The organism is Citrobacter amalonaticus, from assembly GCF_037053465.1.
Lineage (GTDB): Bacteria > Pseudomonadota > Gammaproteobacteria > Enterobacterales > Enterobacteriaceae > Citrobacter_A > Citrobacter_A amalonaticus_H.
Genome location: NZ_JBALIF010000005.1, coordinates 364656 through 380732 on the forward strand (window position 1 = coordinate 364656; position 16077 = coordinate 380732).

16 protein-coding genes and 2 pseudogenes are annotated in these 16077 nt (G+C 52.7%); 2 read left to right on the top strand and 16 right to left on the bottom strand.

Annotated features, from left to right (window positions below):
- Positions 1 to 134: 134 nt before the first annotated feature.
- The 3 genes from WB371_RS11390 to uhpA are packed head-to-tail and all read right to left on the bottom strand — an operon-like array spanning position 135 to position 3565.
- Positions 135 to 1463 (bottom strand): MFS transporter, encoded by a 1329-nt coding sequence (locus WB371_RS11390; RefSeq protein ID WP_336220164.1) that lies wholly within the window; start codon positions 1461 to 1463, stop codon positions 135 to 137.
- 9 nt (positions 1464 to 1472) lie between these two features.
- Positions 1473 to 2975 carry a signal transduction histidine-protein kinase/phosphatase UhpB gene (gene uhpB, locus WB371_RS11395; protein ID WP_336220165.1) on the bottom strand — a complete coding sequence of 501 codons (1503 nt, stop codon included), beginning with the start codon at positions 2973 to 2975 and terminating at the stop codon, positions 1473 to 1475.
- Positions 2975 to 3565 (bottom strand): transcriptional regulator UhpA, encoded by a 591-nt coding sequence (gene uhpA, locus WB371_RS11400; RefSeq protein ID WP_336220166.1) that lies wholly within the window; start codon positions 3563 to 3565, stop codon positions 2975 to 2977. Before uhpA ends, uhpB begins: the two co-directional genes overlap by 1 nt.
- A 26-nt stretch (positions 3566 to 3591) precedes the next feature.
- Between uhpA and WB371_RS11405 the strand changes: the two are divergent.
- A pseudogene (locus WB371_RS11405) lies at positions 3592 to 3684 on the top strand (hypothetical protein); the annotation flags it as partial.
- A 20-nt stretch (positions 3685 to 3704) separates the two neighbouring features.
- Here WB371_RS11405 and WB371_RS11410 read toward each other — a convergent pair.
- Genes WB371_RS11410 through rbsK form a run of 3 tightly spaced genes read right to left on the bottom strand, consistent with a single transcriptional unit; the run spans position 3705 to position 7006 of the window.
- Complete coding sequence (locus tag WB371_RS11410) at positions 3705 to 4733, bottom strand: aldose 1-epimerase family protein (RefSeq protein ID WP_336220167.1); 1029 nt, start codon at positions 4731 to 4733, stop codon at positions 3705 to 3707.
- Between the two features lie 11 nt (positions 4734 to 4744).
- Positions 4745 to 6058: an L-fucose:H+ symporter permease gene (fucP, locus tag WB371_RS11415; protein ID WP_336220168.1), complete on the bottom strand. Its 1314-nt coding sequence runs from the start codon at positions 6056 to 6058 to the stop codon at positions 4745 to 4747.
- Positions 6059 to 6085: 27 nt separating this feature from the next.
- Positions 6086 to 7006: a ribokinase gene (gene rbsK, locus WB371_RS11420; RefSeq protein ID WP_336220169.1), complete on the bottom strand. Its 921-nt coding sequence runs from the start codon at positions 7004 to 7006 to the stop codon at positions 6086 to 6088.
- 326 nt (positions 7007 to 7332) lie between these two features.
- Here rbsK and WB371_RS11425 point away from each other — a divergent pair, with 326 nt between their 5' ends.
- A complete protein-coding gene (locus WB371_RS11425) occupies positions 7333 to 8118 on the top strand; it encodes a DeoR family transcriptional regulator (protein ID WP_336220170.1) in 786 nt (261 codons plus the stop codon).
- 1 nt (position 8119) lies between these two features.
- Here the strand turns inward: WB371_RS11425 and ilvN are convergent, their stop codons facing one another.
- The 10 genes and pseudogenes from ilvN to WB371_RS11470 all read right to left on the bottom strand — a co-directional run.
- Positions 8120 to 8410 carry an acetolactate synthase small subunit gene (gene ilvN / locus WB371_RS11430; protein ID WP_001171826.1) on the bottom strand — a complete coding sequence of 97 codons (291 nt, stop codon included), beginning with the start codon at positions 8408 to 8410 and terminating at the stop codon, positions 8120 to 8122.
- 3 nt (positions 8411 to 8413) lie between these two features.
- Positions 8414 to 10108: an acetolactate synthase large subunit gene (ilvB, locus tag WB371_RS11435; RefSeq protein WP_336220171.1), complete on the bottom strand. Its 1695-nt coding sequence runs from the start codon at positions 10106 to 10108 to the stop codon at positions 8414 to 8416.
- A 107-nt stretch (positions 10109 to 10215) separates the two neighbouring features.
- Positions 10216 to 10314 carry an ilvB operon leader peptide IvbL gene (ivbL, locus tag WB371_RS11440; protein WP_042998711.1) on the bottom strand — a complete coding sequence of 33 codons (99 nt, stop codon included), beginning with the start codon at positions 10312 to 10314 and terminating at the stop codon, positions 10216 to 10218.
- 434 nt (positions 10315 to 10748) lie between these two features.
- Positions 10749 to 12122, bottom strand: a complete 1374-nt coding sequence (locus tag WB371_RS11445) for an RHS repeat-associated core domain-containing protein (protein WP_336220172.1) — start codon at positions 12120 to 12122, stop codon at positions 10749 to 10751.
- 82 nt (positions 12123 to 12204) lie between these two features.
- On the bottom strand, positions 12205 to 12474 hold the full coding sequence (locus WB371_RS11450) for a hypothetical protein (RefSeq protein WP_336220173.1): 270 nt from the start codon (positions 12472 to 12474) through the stop codon (positions 12205 to 12207).
- 11 nt (positions 12475 to 12485) lie between these two features.
- Positions 12486 to 14051, bottom strand: a complete 1566-nt coding sequence (locus WB371_RS11455; protein ID WP_420704044.1) for an RHS repeat-associated core domain-containing protein — start codon at positions 14049 to 14051, stop codon at positions 12486 to 12488.
- A gap of 63 nt (positions 14052 to 14114) precedes the next feature.
- Positions 14115 to 14312, bottom strand: a pseudogene (locus WB371_RS23805) (hypothetical protein); the annotation flags it as partial.
- 16 nt (positions 14313 to 14328) lie between these two features.
- Complete coding sequence (locus WB371_RS11460) at positions 14329 to 14490, bottom strand: hypothetical protein (RefSeq protein WP_336220175.1); 162 nt, start codon at positions 14488 to 14490, stop codon at positions 14329 to 14331.
- Positions 14491 to 14549: 59 nt separating this feature from the next.
- Complete coding sequence (locus WB371_RS11465; protein WP_336220176.1) at positions 14550 to 14885, bottom strand: hypothetical protein; 336 nt, start codon at positions 14883 to 14885, stop codon at positions 14550 to 14552.
- Positions 14886 to 15016: 131 nt separating this feature from the next.
- Positions 15017 to 16077 (bottom strand): RHS repeat-associated core domain-containing protein (locus tag WB371_RS11470; protein ID WP_336220177.1); only part of this gene is annotated, 1061 nt, incomplete at its 5' end.

Here is a 16077-nt window from a genome sequence, read left to right on the forward strand (position 1 = left end):
TCCCGAGCTATTTTTATACCTGCGAATGGCTGGCATTGTAAAAATCAGCCGGGAGAGGTGCCTGAGACAGCGTCCAGGCGAAACCGGGAAAATTTCTTAGTTTTGCGCCACTCTCGGTAAAAAAGTGAGCTGCATCACGCTTCACTGGCCTCGCGCGGTGCCTGGGCGTTGAGAAACGGTAGCAACAGCAGGGCAGAGATGCCGGCGGCGATAGCAATAACAACGAAGAATCCGGTCCAGTGCCAGGTTTCCAGCACCTGCGCCAGCGGCCAGCCGGACAGTGATGCGCCAAAGTAAGCGAACAGTCCGACAAACCCGGTTGCCGCCCCCGCCGCCTCTTTGTGCGAGCACTCTGCCGCCGCCATCCCAATCAGCATCTGTGGGCCAAAAACAAAGAATCCTGTGGTGAAGAAGCAGGCGGCCTGCATCACGTAACTGGCAAAAGGCATCAGCCACAGCGAGCCCACCGAGAGCAAAATACCGGCGGCAAAAATCAGGTTCATGGGACCACGGTTGCCGTTGAACAGTTTGTCCGATCCCCATCCCGCCACCAGCGCACCGATAAAGCCTCCCAACTCAAACATTGTCACTGCTGTATTCGCGGTAACCAGATCGACCCCCAACGTCTCGGACATATACAGATTACCCCAGTCGTTGATCGCCGCGCGTACCACATACACCAGCACATAACACAGCGACAGTAGCCAGATATAAGGGTTGAGCAGAACGTAGCGGATGAGAATTTCTTTGCGGGTTAGCCCTGCACCTTCCTGCTGCTGAGCAATTTCCAGCGCATCGTGCTGCCAGTCACCCACTGGCGGTAACCCAACGGCTTGCGGACGGTCACGCAGACGCCAGCAGAGAAAAATACCAACTACAATCGCCAGCGTTCCGGCAATCATCATCCCGGCGCGCCAGCCGTAGTGCATTGCCGCAGCAGCCATCACGATGGGGATCAACGCCCCGCCAACGTTGTGCGCGGTATTCCAGATGGCCCACCAGCCTCCGCGCTCGTTGCGGGAATACCACGCCGTCAACAAACGCGCACACACGGGCGCGCCCCAGCCCTGGAAGAACGCGTTCAGCGCCCACAACAGCGCAAATGCCCAGAGTGACGTGGAGAAGCCAAACAGAATATTGACAATGCCCGTGGCGATAAGCCCCGTTCCCATGAAATAGCGGGCGTTAGAACGGTCGCTGACGATGCCGGAAACGAATTTCGACACGCCATAGGTGATGTAAAACAGCGTCGCCAACAGGCCGATATCGCTGCGGGTCAATACACCACTGGCAAGGATCTCCGGGACGGCGGCGTTGAAACTTTTGCGCGTAAAGTAGAACAGGGCGTAACCCAGCCAGATAGTCAGCAGGATATGGCGACGCCAGTAGCGGTAGCGTTCGTCGATCTCACGTTTGTCCGTTAACTGTGGCGCATTCGCTGGCGCTTTAAAAAATGTCAGCATCAATGTTCCTTAGTCGTAACGCCGGGGCAGCGAGACGCTGACTCGCGTGCCGTGCATGCAGGAAATCGTCAGCGAACCGCCGAGCGCCGTAACGCGCTCGCGCATCCCGGTCAGGCCAAAACCGTGTTGCCCGGAGCCTGGCGGCAGTCCGCTGCCGTCGTCTTCAATCACCAGCATCAACCGCTCATCCTGCAGCCAGCCCTGAAGCGTTACCGCGCTGGCATTGGCATGTTTTACAATGTTGTTCAGCCCTTCCTGGCACACGCGAAACAGCGTCACCCGTTGGCCTTCACTGAGCGCCGTCTCATCGATTCGCCAGTCGAGATGGCTGACGATGCCGCGACTTTCCAGTTCCATTTCCCGCATCAGCGAGCGGATCGCCTGCTCCAGCGTTAAATCGTCCAGTTGACGCGGTCGCAGACGCCCCAGCAGTCGACGCACCGCATCGTAAACCCCCAATGACAATTGTTCGATAAGCTGCCCGCTCTGTTTTACGCCCGCGTTTTCCACCGCCAGTCGCTGCACAATCCCGGCCTGGGTGCGAATGGCGGTGATGGTTTGCCCGATATCATCGTGCAGTTCTCGCGCTACATCGCGGCGCACGCTCTCTTCCGTTTCCAGCAGGCGCTCTGCCAGCCGGTGATTGCGGGCCAGTTCATTTTGCAGCGACTGATTCAGCTCACGCAAACGCTGAATACCCGCGCCAAGCAGCAGCCCGGTCAGGCTTTGCGCCAGTAAGGAGAGCAGTAAATCGACGGGATGATCGTGCCAGGTCTGGCTGGCAATCAGCGCGATAGCGTTCATCAGCGTTGCGATCAGCGCCCCCTGCCAGCCGTAATGCCAGGCCAGCGCGATAATCGGCAACGCCAGACAAAAAGGGGTAAATCGCGAAAGCTCGGCGGGTAATCCCAACTGTAACCACAGGCTGACGCAGAATAGCAGCAGATACCCGATCAGATGCCGACCGCGCCAGTTCACCGGTTGCGACACCAGCGCCGGACCTAAGGGCAGCCAGGTGGTGCTGGTCAAATAGTGCCAGAACACCAGGCAGATCGGTGCCAGCGTTAGCCCCCCGGTGAGGGTAAGTAAAAGCGCATTCCATGCCTCTTCTCCCTGTCCTGACCAGGGCAGGGACTGCAACAGCGCCGCCGCCGTCAGCGCCGCGCCCTGAAGTAACAGCGTGCGCCAGTCGCGCTGATGGCGATATCGGGAAATCAGCATCACGGGCAGTAACGTCAGCACACTGCCGATCGTTAAAAGGGGGAGATGCGCCAGCGCCACTTCCTGCGCCAGCCAGAAGGTCAACAACCATTCAGCGCCTAACAATACCGGCCAGTAACCGCGCGGGCATTGCAACATCAGCCCCAGACGCAAACCGAACGGGAACAACAGAACCGCCAGTTCCGGGCGCTCAACCAGGTGCAGGCTGATGCTCCACAGACAAAACCAGGCGGCAGAGAAGATAAAAAAGCAGGCGATAACAGTGATTAACCTTGAGAACAGTGCTTTCATTACCAACCGTCAAACATACGACGCGCCAGTTCAACGTCATTGCTGACGCCCAGTTTTTCCATCAGGTTAGCGCGATGAACGTGTACCGTTTTGGGTGACAGGCCGAGCTCAGCGGCAATCTCTTTCACTGCCATCCCCTGCGCCAGCTTTTCCGCCACCTGACGTTCGCGTCGGGTCAGCGGATCCTGACGTCCGGCCGCCAGCTTGACAGCAATGTCAGGTGTCAGATAACAGCCGCCGGTTGCCGCTGTATGCACCGCAGCAATCAGTTCATCAGGGCTACAGCGTTTAGAGAGAAAACCACGCGCCCCGGCGTTCAATGCCTGCTCTACCAGTGCCGGGCTGTCGTGGACGGACAGCATGATGGTCGCGATCCCTTTTGGTAGCTGACTCAGCAATTCCAGACCGGAGATGTCCGGCATTGAGATGTCGCAGATGCACACCTGAACACCGCGTCCTGGCAATCCCGCCAGCGCCTCACGCCCCGAGCCAAACTCGGCAACAACCTGCAAATCCGGCTCCAGCCCTAATAGCTGGGCAAAGCCGGAGCGAACGATAAGGTGGTCGTCAATAAGAGCAACGGTAATCATGGGGTTCATCCTGGCGCTAAAACAAGCCGGATGGCGCTGCGCTTATCCGGCCTACGGGCGAGTGCCGATGTAGGCCGGATAAGGCCTTTACGCCGCCATCCGGCAAAAACGCTTACCTTAACGATAAGCGCATTGCTGTTCAAGCCTTGAACGATCGGTCGATGCCGGTGGTGACGGTAAATGTCCGGGTTTGCTGGGGCTGGACCTCCAGCAGCGTGCCGTTTCGCTGTGCGGCCAGAAAGCCTTCCGGACGGCAGGTGGCGGGGAGGGCGAATGCGGCAACCTGCTGATCGCCGTTATAGAGGATCCAGCGGGTCACATAGTTGAGCTCCGAACTGGCGAACCGGGTGATAAACGTGGTGCCATCCTGGGCAACCATGCGGAATTCGGGTGTGTCCGTGTAGCTGTCCAGCTTATCGGCAAAGAAGACGATTTCCGGATCGTAAAAATGCGGCTCGTTGAGCGTCGCCAGCGACGCTTCACCTTGCAGGATCCGCTGGTTAAACGCCTGCCACTGTTCGGTGGGTTTGACGTGCGCCGGGACCGATTCACGCAGCCGCAGCGCTTCATCCGGGATATTCTGGCTAAAGGTGGCTTCGGGGACATACGCATAGTTCATATGGCACATGTACTGCAACGGCATCGCGACAGACGCCAGGTTCGTGACCGCCATCTGAATATCAAACAGCGCGCTCGCTTTGCGCATGACCACCGCTGGCTGCGCCTGATAGTGATGCCCGAAGCCCATCACATACTCATAGCGCCCGGTGACGCGCAGACTGTCGCCTCCCAGTTCCAGCCAGGCCTCATCCATTGCGGCACAGGCCATTTCGCCATGCAACGGATGCGTATCTTCCGGCGACGGGCAGCCATTTGCCAGCAACCCGGAATGAAAGGCAAAGCAACCGTAAGTCGCGACCACTTCCGTTGCGCGTTTCGGCTCGCTGAACATATTGCGCATCGTCAGATCGTGGCCGTCAAACTGCGCGTCCCAGATCATCTGCCCCATCCAGGGCAGAATCACCAGATGCCCACGGCTGTTCTGAACCTTTAAACCTTCTACACCGCTGGCGTAACGAAAAGCCGTCACGGTGAACTCACTGTTTTCCAGCAGAACCCGCGGATGTTCGCCAAAGAGTTCCCGCCATAGTGTGATGCGTGTTGTCATGATGATTCTCCTCAGGATGCGGTCGCTTCGGCCAGACTGCGCACTTTGCTTTCACGCCAGAAGTAGATCCCCACGTAGACGAAGCAAAGCATGGAGACGAGGAACGACAGTTGCAGCGAGTGGAACATATCGGCGACATAGCCCTGAATAGCTGGTACTACCGCGGCGCCCACAATAGCCATCACGATAACCGCGCCCGCCATTTCGGTATGTTCGTTATCCACCGTATCCAGCGTACCGGCGTAAATGGTCGCCCAGCAAGGCCCAAACAGAACGCTCACCAGCACCGCGACGTACACCGCGCTAAAGCTCGGCGCCAGCGAAACATAGGCAAGGAACAGTGCGCCGATGATGGAATAAAGAATCAGCACTTTTTCCGGGTTAAAACGGGTCATCAGGATATTGGCGATAAACTTGCCGATAAAGAAGCAGGCAAAGCTGTAGACCATAAAGTTTGACGCATCACGTTCGTTGATATCACCCAGTTCCAGTGCCAGGCGAATGGTGAACGACCACACAGCCACTTGCATCCCCACGTACAGGAATTGCGCCACGATGCCACGGCGAAAGCGGGCATTACTTGCCAGATAACGCAGTGTATCCATTGCCGACGGACGTTTATGGCTGGCGGTTTGCGCCACTTTGCAGGTCGGGAAACGGGTCAACAAAAACAACACCATCACAACCACCAGCACCATAATCATGTACTTATACGGCTCAAGGGTGTTTTCCAGCATCAGCACTTTAAAGTTATGGATCTGCTCGGCATTCATTCCTGCCATCTGTTTTTCCAGACTGTCGCCTTCGGAAAAGACCAGATATTTACCCAGCAAAATACCGGACGCCGCGCCAATCGGGTAAAACGTCTGGCTGATATTCAGACGCAACGTGGCATAGGCTTTTGGACCGATCATCGAACTGTAGGTGTTCGCTGCGGTTTCCAGAAAACTTAAACCAATCGCAATCGCGAAGATTGCCGCAAGGAACATGGTGTAGGTTGCCATGTGCGATGCCGGGAAAAAGAGAGTACAGCCAGCGATATACAGCGTCAGGCCAATTAAAATCGCCACTTTATAGCTGGTCTTTTTAATCACCAGAGAGGCCGGTATCGCAATTAAAAAATAGCCGCCATAAAAGGCGCTCTGAACTAATGCTGAGGCAAAGTTACTGAGTGAAAATACGCTTTTAAATTGCGTAATCAGAATATCATTTAATGCGGCTGCGCATCCCCATAACGGGAATAAACAGGATAACAAAATAAACTGGAACAGAGGGGTCTTATTCAGATATCCATCAGGCATCTGAATGATGTTTTTATCGTTCATAGTGCTACCTTTTACAGTGCAGAAGTATTATTCGTTTAGGGTAAGAAACTCATTAAATTGTTCGATACTCGGATAGGAGGATTGGGTGCCTTTCCCGGTCACGCTAAACGCGGCGAACAAGGCGGCTTTTTTCATCGCAGCCTCAACATTGCCGCTCTGAACATAGTAATGGGCAAAGCAACCAATAAAGGCATCGCCTGCGCCGCTGGTATCAACAGCATTGACCTTAAACGCCGGAACATGCACTTCCTGGTCACGCGTCATCCACAGCGCCCCTTTTTCGCCCATGGTCACAATAATATTATTCAGCCCTTTATCTACCAGCGAACGGGCGGCATTACGAATATGGTCATATGACTCCACCGGCATTCCGGTTAATATTTCCAGCTCCGTTTCATTCGGTACAAAAAAATCACATTTACAGGCGTACGACATATCTAATTCACGTAATGCCGGGGCCGGATTTAATAACACTTCGATGCCATGCTTTTTACCGAATTCAATGGCGTGATAAACCGTCTCCAGTTGGACTTCCAGTTGCAGGACAATAAGCTGACATTTTTTTAAATCTTCCGCTGCGCGATCGATATCTTCCGGAGAGAGAAACTTATTCGCTCCTTTAATAATCAAAATACTATTACTGGAGTTCGCATTGACAAAAATCGGTGCGACTCCGCTGCTGGTACACGGGACTTTTTCGACGTAGGTGGTGTTAATCCCCCAGGATTCGAGATTACGAATGGTGTTATCGGCAAAAATATCATCCCCGACTTTGGTCAGCATCAGCACTTTCGAATTAAGCTTTGCGGCCGCAACGGCCTGATTCGCCCCCTTACCGCCACAGCCGATTTTAAACGCCGGCGCTTCCAGGGTTTCTCCTTCTTTGGGCATCTGGTTGGTGTAAGTGATGAGATCCACCATGTTGGAGCCAATAACCGCGATATCCATTTTACTACCTCTCAGAAACAATCACACAACAATGATATTAAAATAACATTATCATGTTACTTCCGTATCATTTGTGACTCTGATCGCGATTGGCGGATCATTTCAACGTTTATTTATTGTACTTATCGTGACTGCCTGTGGCCTGCCGACAATATCTGAATTGTTACAATCATCTGAAAGTTAACTGTTTATAATCAAAAAAACGCGAACAAACGCGCTTTTCTTTCCAGATCGGCAGACGTATAGTAAAGCAGCAATGTGATGTTCCTTAAGGCACATAAATGTTATTAAAGGAACATGCGCACCCTGAATCGCGGAGAAGATGAATGGAAACCAAGCAAAAAGAACGTATTCGACGCCTGATGGAACTGTTGAAGAAGACCGACCGCATCCATCTTAAAGAGGCCGCACGGATGCTGGAAGTTTCTGTGATGACCATTCGCCGCGATCTCAGCCAGGATGATGAACCGTTACCTTTGACGCTGCTCGGCGGCTACATTGTCATGGTGAATAAGCCTGCTGCGCCGGTTACCACGTTGCTTCCGGTCATCAAACGCCATCATCGCGACGACCTGCCTGTGGCGATCCTGGCTGCTGGACTGGTGAGTGAAAACGATCTGGTCTTTTTTGATAATGGCCCGGAGATGCCGCTGGTAGTCAGCATGATCCCGGACGAAATCACCTTCACCGGCATCTGCTATTCACAGCAGGTCTTTATCGCGCTCAATGAAAAACCCAATGCCACCGCGATCCTCTGCGGTGGAACCTATCGGGCCAAAAGTGACGCCTTCTACGACGCCACCAATCCTTCCCCACTGGATTCACTGAATCCACGAAAAGTCTTTATCTCCGCCAGCGGCGTACATGAACACTTCGGCGTCAGTTGGTTTAACCCGGACGACCTCGCCACCAAACGCAAAGCAATGGAGCGCGGACTGCGCAAAATTTTACTGACGCGTTACGCTTTGTTCGACGAGGTCGCCCCCGCCAGCATTGGCCCGCTTTCCACTTTTGATGTACTGATAAGCGATCGTCCGTTACCGGCAGATTATGCCACCCACTGCCGGAACGGTTCCGTCAAAGTGATCACCCCTGATTCAGACGGCGATTAAGCTACTCAAAAAAGACGGCAATTTTGTTGAACATGGTGGGATCTGACTGGTTTCTCACCACTTTCGCCACATCTTCCAGTTTATCGATTTGGCTGATCATCTGCTCAAGACGCTGGTCGTCGTTCACCAGTAGCCAGATGCGGCTCTGATCGCTGCCCTGAATCGGCAAGCAGAGAATACCTTCCACGTTAAACGCGCGACGGGCAAACAGCCCGCAGACGTGCGTCATGACGCCGGGATGGTTGCGGACGGTGAGTTCCAGAATGACGTTATCATGTGATTGTTTCTGCATGGCTTATTCCCCCACCATCTCAGTATTTGCCGCCCCTGGCGGTACCATTGGATACACTTTTTCTTCTGCATCAATACGGACATGGATCAGCGCCGGTCCCGGTCGGTTGATGATCTCCTGCAACGCCGCCTGCGGATCGGCTTCGTTATTCAGATCGCAGGTTTGCAGACCAAACCCGGCAGCAATCTGCATAAAGTTGATCATCCCCGGATAGGTGGCGGCAAAGACACCTTGTTTGTAGAACAGGCTTTGCTGCTGATGCACCAGCCCCAGCGCTTCGTTGTTCATCAGAATGATTTTAACATTCAGTTGATTTTCACTGGCCGTCGCCATCTCCTGAATATTCATCATCAGGCTGCCGTCACCGGAAAAACACAGCACTTTCTTCTCCGGGTTCGCCAGCGCCGCGCCAATCGCCGCAGGTAAACCAAATCCCATGGTGCCCAGACCGCCAGAGGTCAGCCACTGGCGCGGACGGTTCAATGGATAAGCCTGTGCCGCCCACATTTGATGTTGCCCCACATCGGTGGTGATGATCGCGTCATCATCCACACAGGCCGCCACCGCGTTGATCAGCCCATAGTGGCTCAGTGGATCGCTCTCCTGCGGGATCGCGCAGGGGAACTCCCGCTGCAGGTCGCTCACCAGTTGGTGCCACTGCTCGCGTGGTTTAGCCTCAATCTGCGGCAGCAGTTGCGCCAGTACTTCATCCACATCTGCCTGAATAGCCACGTGCGGCTGTTTAATTTTGCCCAGCTCCGCACGGTCGATATCAACGTGGATAATTTTGGCGTTCGGGCAAAACTGCTCAGTTTTACCAATCGCCCGGTCATCAAAACGCGCCCCCAGTACCACCAGCAAATCCGCCTCTTGCAGGATAAAATTGGTGCTGCGCGCGCCGTGCATCCCCAACATCCCTAACGACAGCGGGTGCGCTTTCGGCAGCATCCCCAGCGCCATCAACGTCATGGTAGTCGGCAACTGCGCTTTTTCTGCCAGTTCACGTACGCGCTGCGGCGCGTTGATTACCCCACCGCCGAGATACAGAACCGGACGCTGGGCCGCGTTAATCATTGCAGCGGCTTCGCGAACACTGTCTGCGCTGAATGCCGGCGCCGCCATTTTCTCTGCCGGTGCGGGCATTTCATCAATCTCGAACACTGCGGTCTGAATATCCTTAGGTACGTCTATCCACACCGGGCCAGGGCGTCCAGACTGAGCGAGCCGGAAAGCGTCACTCATCACCTGCGGGAGTTCATCGATATGTCTGACCAGATAGTTATGTTTTGTGATGGGGATAGAGATACCGTAGGTGTCCACTTCCTGGAAGGCATCCGTACCAATCATGGAAGCCGGTACCTGCCCGGTGATACACACCATGGGGATAGAATCCAGTCGCGCATCGGCGATGGCGGTCACCAGATTGGTTGCGCCCGGTCCGCTACAGGCCATACACACCGCTGGTTTGCCATCAGTTCGCGCCATACCTTGCGCAATAAACCCCGCGCCCTGCTCGTGGCGCGCCAGGATATGGCGAATTTGCGTGCTCTGACTTAAGGCGTCATAGACAGGAAGAATCGATCCGCCCGGAATGCCCGTGACAATCTTAATGCCCTGACGCTCCAGAAAATGAACGATGAATTCAGCGCCCGTAAAGCGCTTACGTTGGGAGGTTGATGTTGTGCCCGAACTTGCCATGCTCCAGTCCTTTTGTTCTGGGCCGTCGCGCCGGGCAGGTCTCGTAAACGAAAAACCCCGCCCGGTTTGCGCCGGCGGGGTTTTGGAATCGTGTGTTGTTCCGGACCCTACGGCGCATTGCCGACGACCACCACCACACGCACGACGACCGCTGCGCGAGATGGCGCAGTGTTTAGTAGGGTCGCAGTCAGCATGGAAGGGTTCATTAGGGACCTTGTCTGTTTAATGATTAACAGGATTTATACAAGCACAGCTTTCATAACCTGACAATGGAAAAATTTTCATCTGCGTGAAAATGTGCCGACGATCACATTTCCTCGCAAAAAAGGACCCAAAACAAAAAACCCCGCCGGGACTAACACCGTTAACTTAAGATGTTTTGAGTGAACGGATGAAGTGACTGTAATTAAAATTGTGTATACTGGCGTTTTCCCACAGTGTGCATGAATGTCTTTGATCAATTCCCCGGTAGCTGTCTCTATACGGATTAACAGTTAATAAGTCCTGATTGATACGTTTATCTGGGCGACTCAAGGCCATCTTCGTGAATTATTGCTTTACCCGGAAAATCAATTAAGCTGAGAACAGAATAGCGTATTCAGTTTATACAACATGGTGAGATCTCTGGGTAGTCATATTTTTATTTACAGAATAAACTTTCCCAAAAAAAACACCTGCAATGAAACCAATAAAAATAACAGAAAAACTTAAAATATAAAATATAAAATATAGACGATAACCATATACTCCCGGTTATTTCAGGAAAATCTGTTGACTGATGTAATTTATAAACCAATAGATTATATATAAAAATAACAATAGACTCTGTTCCAACGAATAAATTTCCTGAGCCACTTGGGCCACTTGTTGTAACAAATGATCCACCAGGATCGTAAAGGAAGGCGTTTTCTCCTGATCCTCTTTGAATTCCAACATGACCTATTCCATTGTTATTTACTATAACATTAAGTTTTTCCAACCCCAACGGATCGATATATTGCAGTGGATTCGGTACATAACTGTAGAGATTTACCCCGCCTCTCAGCCCTATCGGATCCTGCGTGATATATCGCCCCTTTGCCGGATCATAGTACCGGTGCCGGTTATAGTGCAGCCCCGACTCCTCGTCATACCACTGGCCCGGCAGCCTCAGCGGTTGCTCAATATTATGCGGGTTGTCTTCGGAAAGAACATTACCCCACGGGTCCAGTTCTGCTTTCCATTCCACCTGTCCCTCCCGGTTTATCAGCGCCACCGGCATTCCCCGGTGGTCACACTGGTAAAGGTGAACGTTACGGATATTCACCACCGGCAGCGGATCAAGCTGCGCCGCCATCAGGTTTACGGGAATGTTCGCAAATTCCAGCCAGCCGCGGCTTCTTTCCGACCGTAGCTCTTCTTCCAGACGCTCCATGTCCGCATACTCCTGCGCCGTAAACGGTATCCGGCTGTACTGCCGGAGTTTGTCGGCAAGCAGTGTATACGCCTCATCGCCGCCATCACTTTCGATGCGCAGCAGCGGCGTAAAGCTGCCGGGTTCGTAAAGTGTGTGAACTTTTTGCCCGTTTTTCTCCGTCATCACCAGCCGGTTGCCGTCCCACCCGTAGCGCGTGGTTTCTGTGTGGTCCCGGTGTCTGACGGTTTTGCTGATACGCCTGCCGGACGGGTCGTAGTGGTAGACAGCTTTAGTGACCGCGCCGTCCGGCGTCTGTTTCTCGTAATCCGCCAGGCGGTGCAGCAGGTCGTAAGTGTAAAGATGCTTCTCCCGCTCGTTGTATTTTTTGATGAGATTGCCCCACGCATCGTACTCATACTGCCACTGGCTGTCCTGTGCCGGGCGGTTGTCGAACTGCTGGCGTCCTTCGCCCTCCACCCGGTTGCCCGCCGGGTCGTAATGGTATGCTGTACTGAGGCCGGGCTGCACCGCGCTGATTAAACGTCCGTTCTGGTCGTAGCCGTACCGGCGGTGGCGGACGTTGTGCTGCCAGATTGCTTCGCCGTCTGCGTTATACACCGTCTGCCCAGCAAACCCATTACAGACTTTATCTGGTAGCAGTTAAGTTACCCTCATTGCAACAGGTAAATATTGTGTTCTTTTACTTATAGTCGCGTAGTTTTTTTTTATGGGAGAGTTGTAACGCAGCTCTCTTTATCAAAGTTAAATCAATACAATCTTCTGCATAATATACAAGACCAGCTTGTGGAGACTCCACCATTATCCCTGTTTTAAAATTCCCCCATTCATTTTTATCGAAACCTTTAGCGAACTCCTTATTATCAAAATTGCAAACAACCACTCCGGTCATTCCTCCTCCAAGAGTGACGACATCCCCCAGTAAAATATTACTATCATCAGAATATTTCATATTCGTTCCTTTTAAGGGGCAAATGGTTCTATAGGTATAGAACCTGCTGGAGGTGGAAGATCGTTAGCAGCATCAGCAGCACCACTTTCGGTCCAGAAACATCGACAGTTCTTGGGGTTCTGATTGGCTTTGTATAAGTTATAATGATCACCTGTATATGGATGATGAGGCTTTCCTGGTGGGACCAAATCTTGACGATACCCGATAGTTCCCCGTGGTACTATGTTTCCACTAATCGTTTTACAAGGTGGACAAGGTTTTTTCTCCTCACATTTAGTCAAATTTTCTGTTTTTGATTTTTCCGAATCCCCGGAGGTGGTCAACACCGCACCTCCTGCTGCTGCACTGCCAACTAACAACCAGTTAACACCTTCGATTATAGCTGGAATCGCAAAAGCCCATAGTCCCAGAGGATCTGTATCTACAATCGGATCCAGTGGATACTGATACAAATTCCATCCCCCTCTCAACCCGATCGGATCCTGAGTAATATATTTCCCCTGTTGCGGGTCATAATACCGGTACCGGTTATAGTGCAGCCCCGACTCCTCATCGTACCACTGACCCGGCAGCCGCAGCGGTTGCTCAATATTATGCGGGTTCTCTTCGGACAGGATGTCTCCCCACGGGTCGATTTCCGCACGCCAGTCGGTTTGTCCTTCCCGGTTTATCAGCGCCGCCGGCATTCCCCGGTGGTCACACTGGTAAAGGTGAACCTGTCGGATATTCACCACCGGCAACGGATCAAGCTGCGCCGCCATCAGGTTTACGGGAATGTTCGCAAATTCCAGCCAGCCGCGGCTTCTCTCCGACAGCTTTCCTGTCCGCAGGTCGTCTTCCAGACGCTCCATGTCCGCATACTCCTGCGCCGTAAACGGTATCCGGCTGTGCTGCCGGAGTTTGTCGGCAAGGCAGGTGTACGCCCCGTCGCCACCTTCACCCTCAATGCGCAGCAGCGGCGTAAAGCTGCCGGGTTCGTAAAGTGTGTGAACTTTTTGCCCGTTTTTCTCCGTCAGCACCAGCCGGTCACCGTCCCACCCGTAGCGCGTGGTGTCGCTCTGGTTATTGCGTCTGACGGTTTTACTGATGCGCCTGCCGGACGGGTCGTAGTGGTAGGTGGCTTTAGTGACCGCGCCGTCCGGCGTCTGTTTCTCAAAGCCCGTTAAGCGGTGCAGCAGGTCGTAAGTGTAAAGATGCTTCTCCCGCTCGTTGCGCTTTTTAATCAGGTTGCCCCACGCATCATACTCATACTGCCACTGGCTGTCCTGTGCCGGGCGGTTGTCGAACTGTTGTTGTCCTTCCCCGTCCACCCGGTTGCCCGCCGGGTCGTAATGGTATGCTGCACTGAGGCCGGGCTGCACCGCGATGATTAAGCGGCCGTGTTCGTCGTAACCATACTGCCGTTCTGCTCCGGTACTGGTGAGCAGACCCCGGATGTCGTACCGGTAGTCCTGCGTCTCACTGCCGGTCACTTTTTCTGCCAGCTGGCCCGCTGCCGTATAGCGCCGCAGCTCGCGGTAAGACCCGGACACCCGCTCCGCTTCCCGGTGCAGTTTGTCCTGCGGCAGCTCCACCATCACATGACTGCCCAGGCCGACGCCGATAAGATGCCCCCTGTCGTATCGCTGCCAGCCGGCCTGCGGCAGCGCGCCATCCACTTCATCGGGTAATACTTTGGCACCAAGGACGGGATTAACCGGGTCGCCTTCGGTGACGCAGCCCGGACAAACAGAGCAGGCGATGCCGCCCTGGCTGCCAATCAGCACGGTACGTGAACCCTGCACAATCTGACCATTCGCCACGCCGTCACTTATCCGGCTCGCGGGTTTGCCACTCATAAAAATACCTCTGCTGTTATTTATCTTCCGTGGCTTTCGCTTCCGGCGTCGGTGCGGGTTTTTGCGTCGCCTCGCAGTTCCACTGAATGGTTCCGGAGTCACCATTCAGGGCTTTTTCTGCCTGAAATTCGATATGAGTTCCCTGCAAATAGATACCGCCATCCTTGTCAAGGACCACCCGCGCTTAACCACGAATCCATGTAATAAGGATGTCGAAATAAGTGCCATTGAGAAAAATTAGAACTTGGGGATCTTACATTTTTTCCGAAGAAACTCACTTACAACAGGATCTATTTTTTCTTTATACACTAATTGGTCAGCATATGAGCAGGGTAAATAGAATTCATTGCCAGCTCCATCCATTACGATATAAACACGATCTGGCAAAGAATCATTACCATCGAAATGCACATTCGTGATAATCCAAGTGTATGGGAAAAATTTATCATAGGATTGGACACCCAGTAAATCATAATAAACCCCACCAACTTTTATTTGATGTTTCAGGAAAACAGGTGCAACATTTTTTTTATCGAGTTTATATTGCTTAATATAAGCGTCATTAATATTCACAATAGGATCCCAAAACTCCCTCAGTGAATATTCACCAAAATAAACAAATCGGTAAGTGGAATAGCTTATTTTAAAAATCACTAAAAACGTGAATAGAAAAAAAACATGCTTCCATCGTATATTTATTTTCTTCATTTTGGATTGAATTCTTGCAAGCTGATAGGAATACTTCCACCTTGAGGGATGTCAATACCCGGTCCCATTGATTCACGCATCCCAACCAAGGCTAAAGAAGGTGGGTATGATAAAGGTAACCCAGAATTAGCCACCTCTAATAATCCCTCCCTTGCTACACCAGCACTGTCTAATGCATCCACTGTCATTGATGCACAGTTATGAGTGAATAAATTATAATCACCATTCGATTTATAATGTTCCAAAATATATTTCTGCATCTCTTCTTCTTGTCCTGGTGTAGTGCGTAAAATATATATTTTAGTATCGCGGCGTTTAGCTTGAGCGCTAAGATAAGTGGTTACGCTAGAACCATAAGGAGTATCATTTCCGTAGCTATAAACCCCTTTGCCAGAGAATGCCATCGCTGAGTGACCGATAGGATTACCATTAGTGGGGCCATTGGCAATAATAGCTGTGTCTAATCCTTTTGGGTCAACATAAGTCACCGGATTATCCATAACATAGTTATATAAATTCAACCCACCCACCAACCCAATCGGATCCTGCGTGATATATCTTCCCTGTGTCGGATCATAGTACCGGTGCCGGTTATAGTGCAGCCCCGACTCCTCATCATACCACTGGCCCGGCAGCCTCAGCGGCTGTTCAATATTATGCGGGTTGTCTTCGAAAAGCACATTTCCCCACGGGTCCACTTCGGCTTTCCACTCTGTCTGCCCCTCCTGGTTGATGAGGGCTGTGGGCGTACCCCGGTGGTCACACTGGTAAAGGTGAATGTTACGGATATTCACCACCGGCAGCGGGTCAAGCTGTGCCGCCATCAGGTTTGCGGGAATGTTCGCAAATTCCAGCCAGCCGCGGCTTCTCTCCGACAGCTTTCCTGTCCGCAGCTCTTCCTCCAGACGCTCCATGTCCGCATACTCCTGGGCCGTAAACGGTATCCGGCTGTGCTGCCGGAGTTTGTCGGCAAGGCAGGTGTACGCCCCGTCGCCACCTTCACCCTCAATGCGCAGCAGCGGCGTAAAGCTGCCGGGTTCGTAAAGTGTGTGAACTT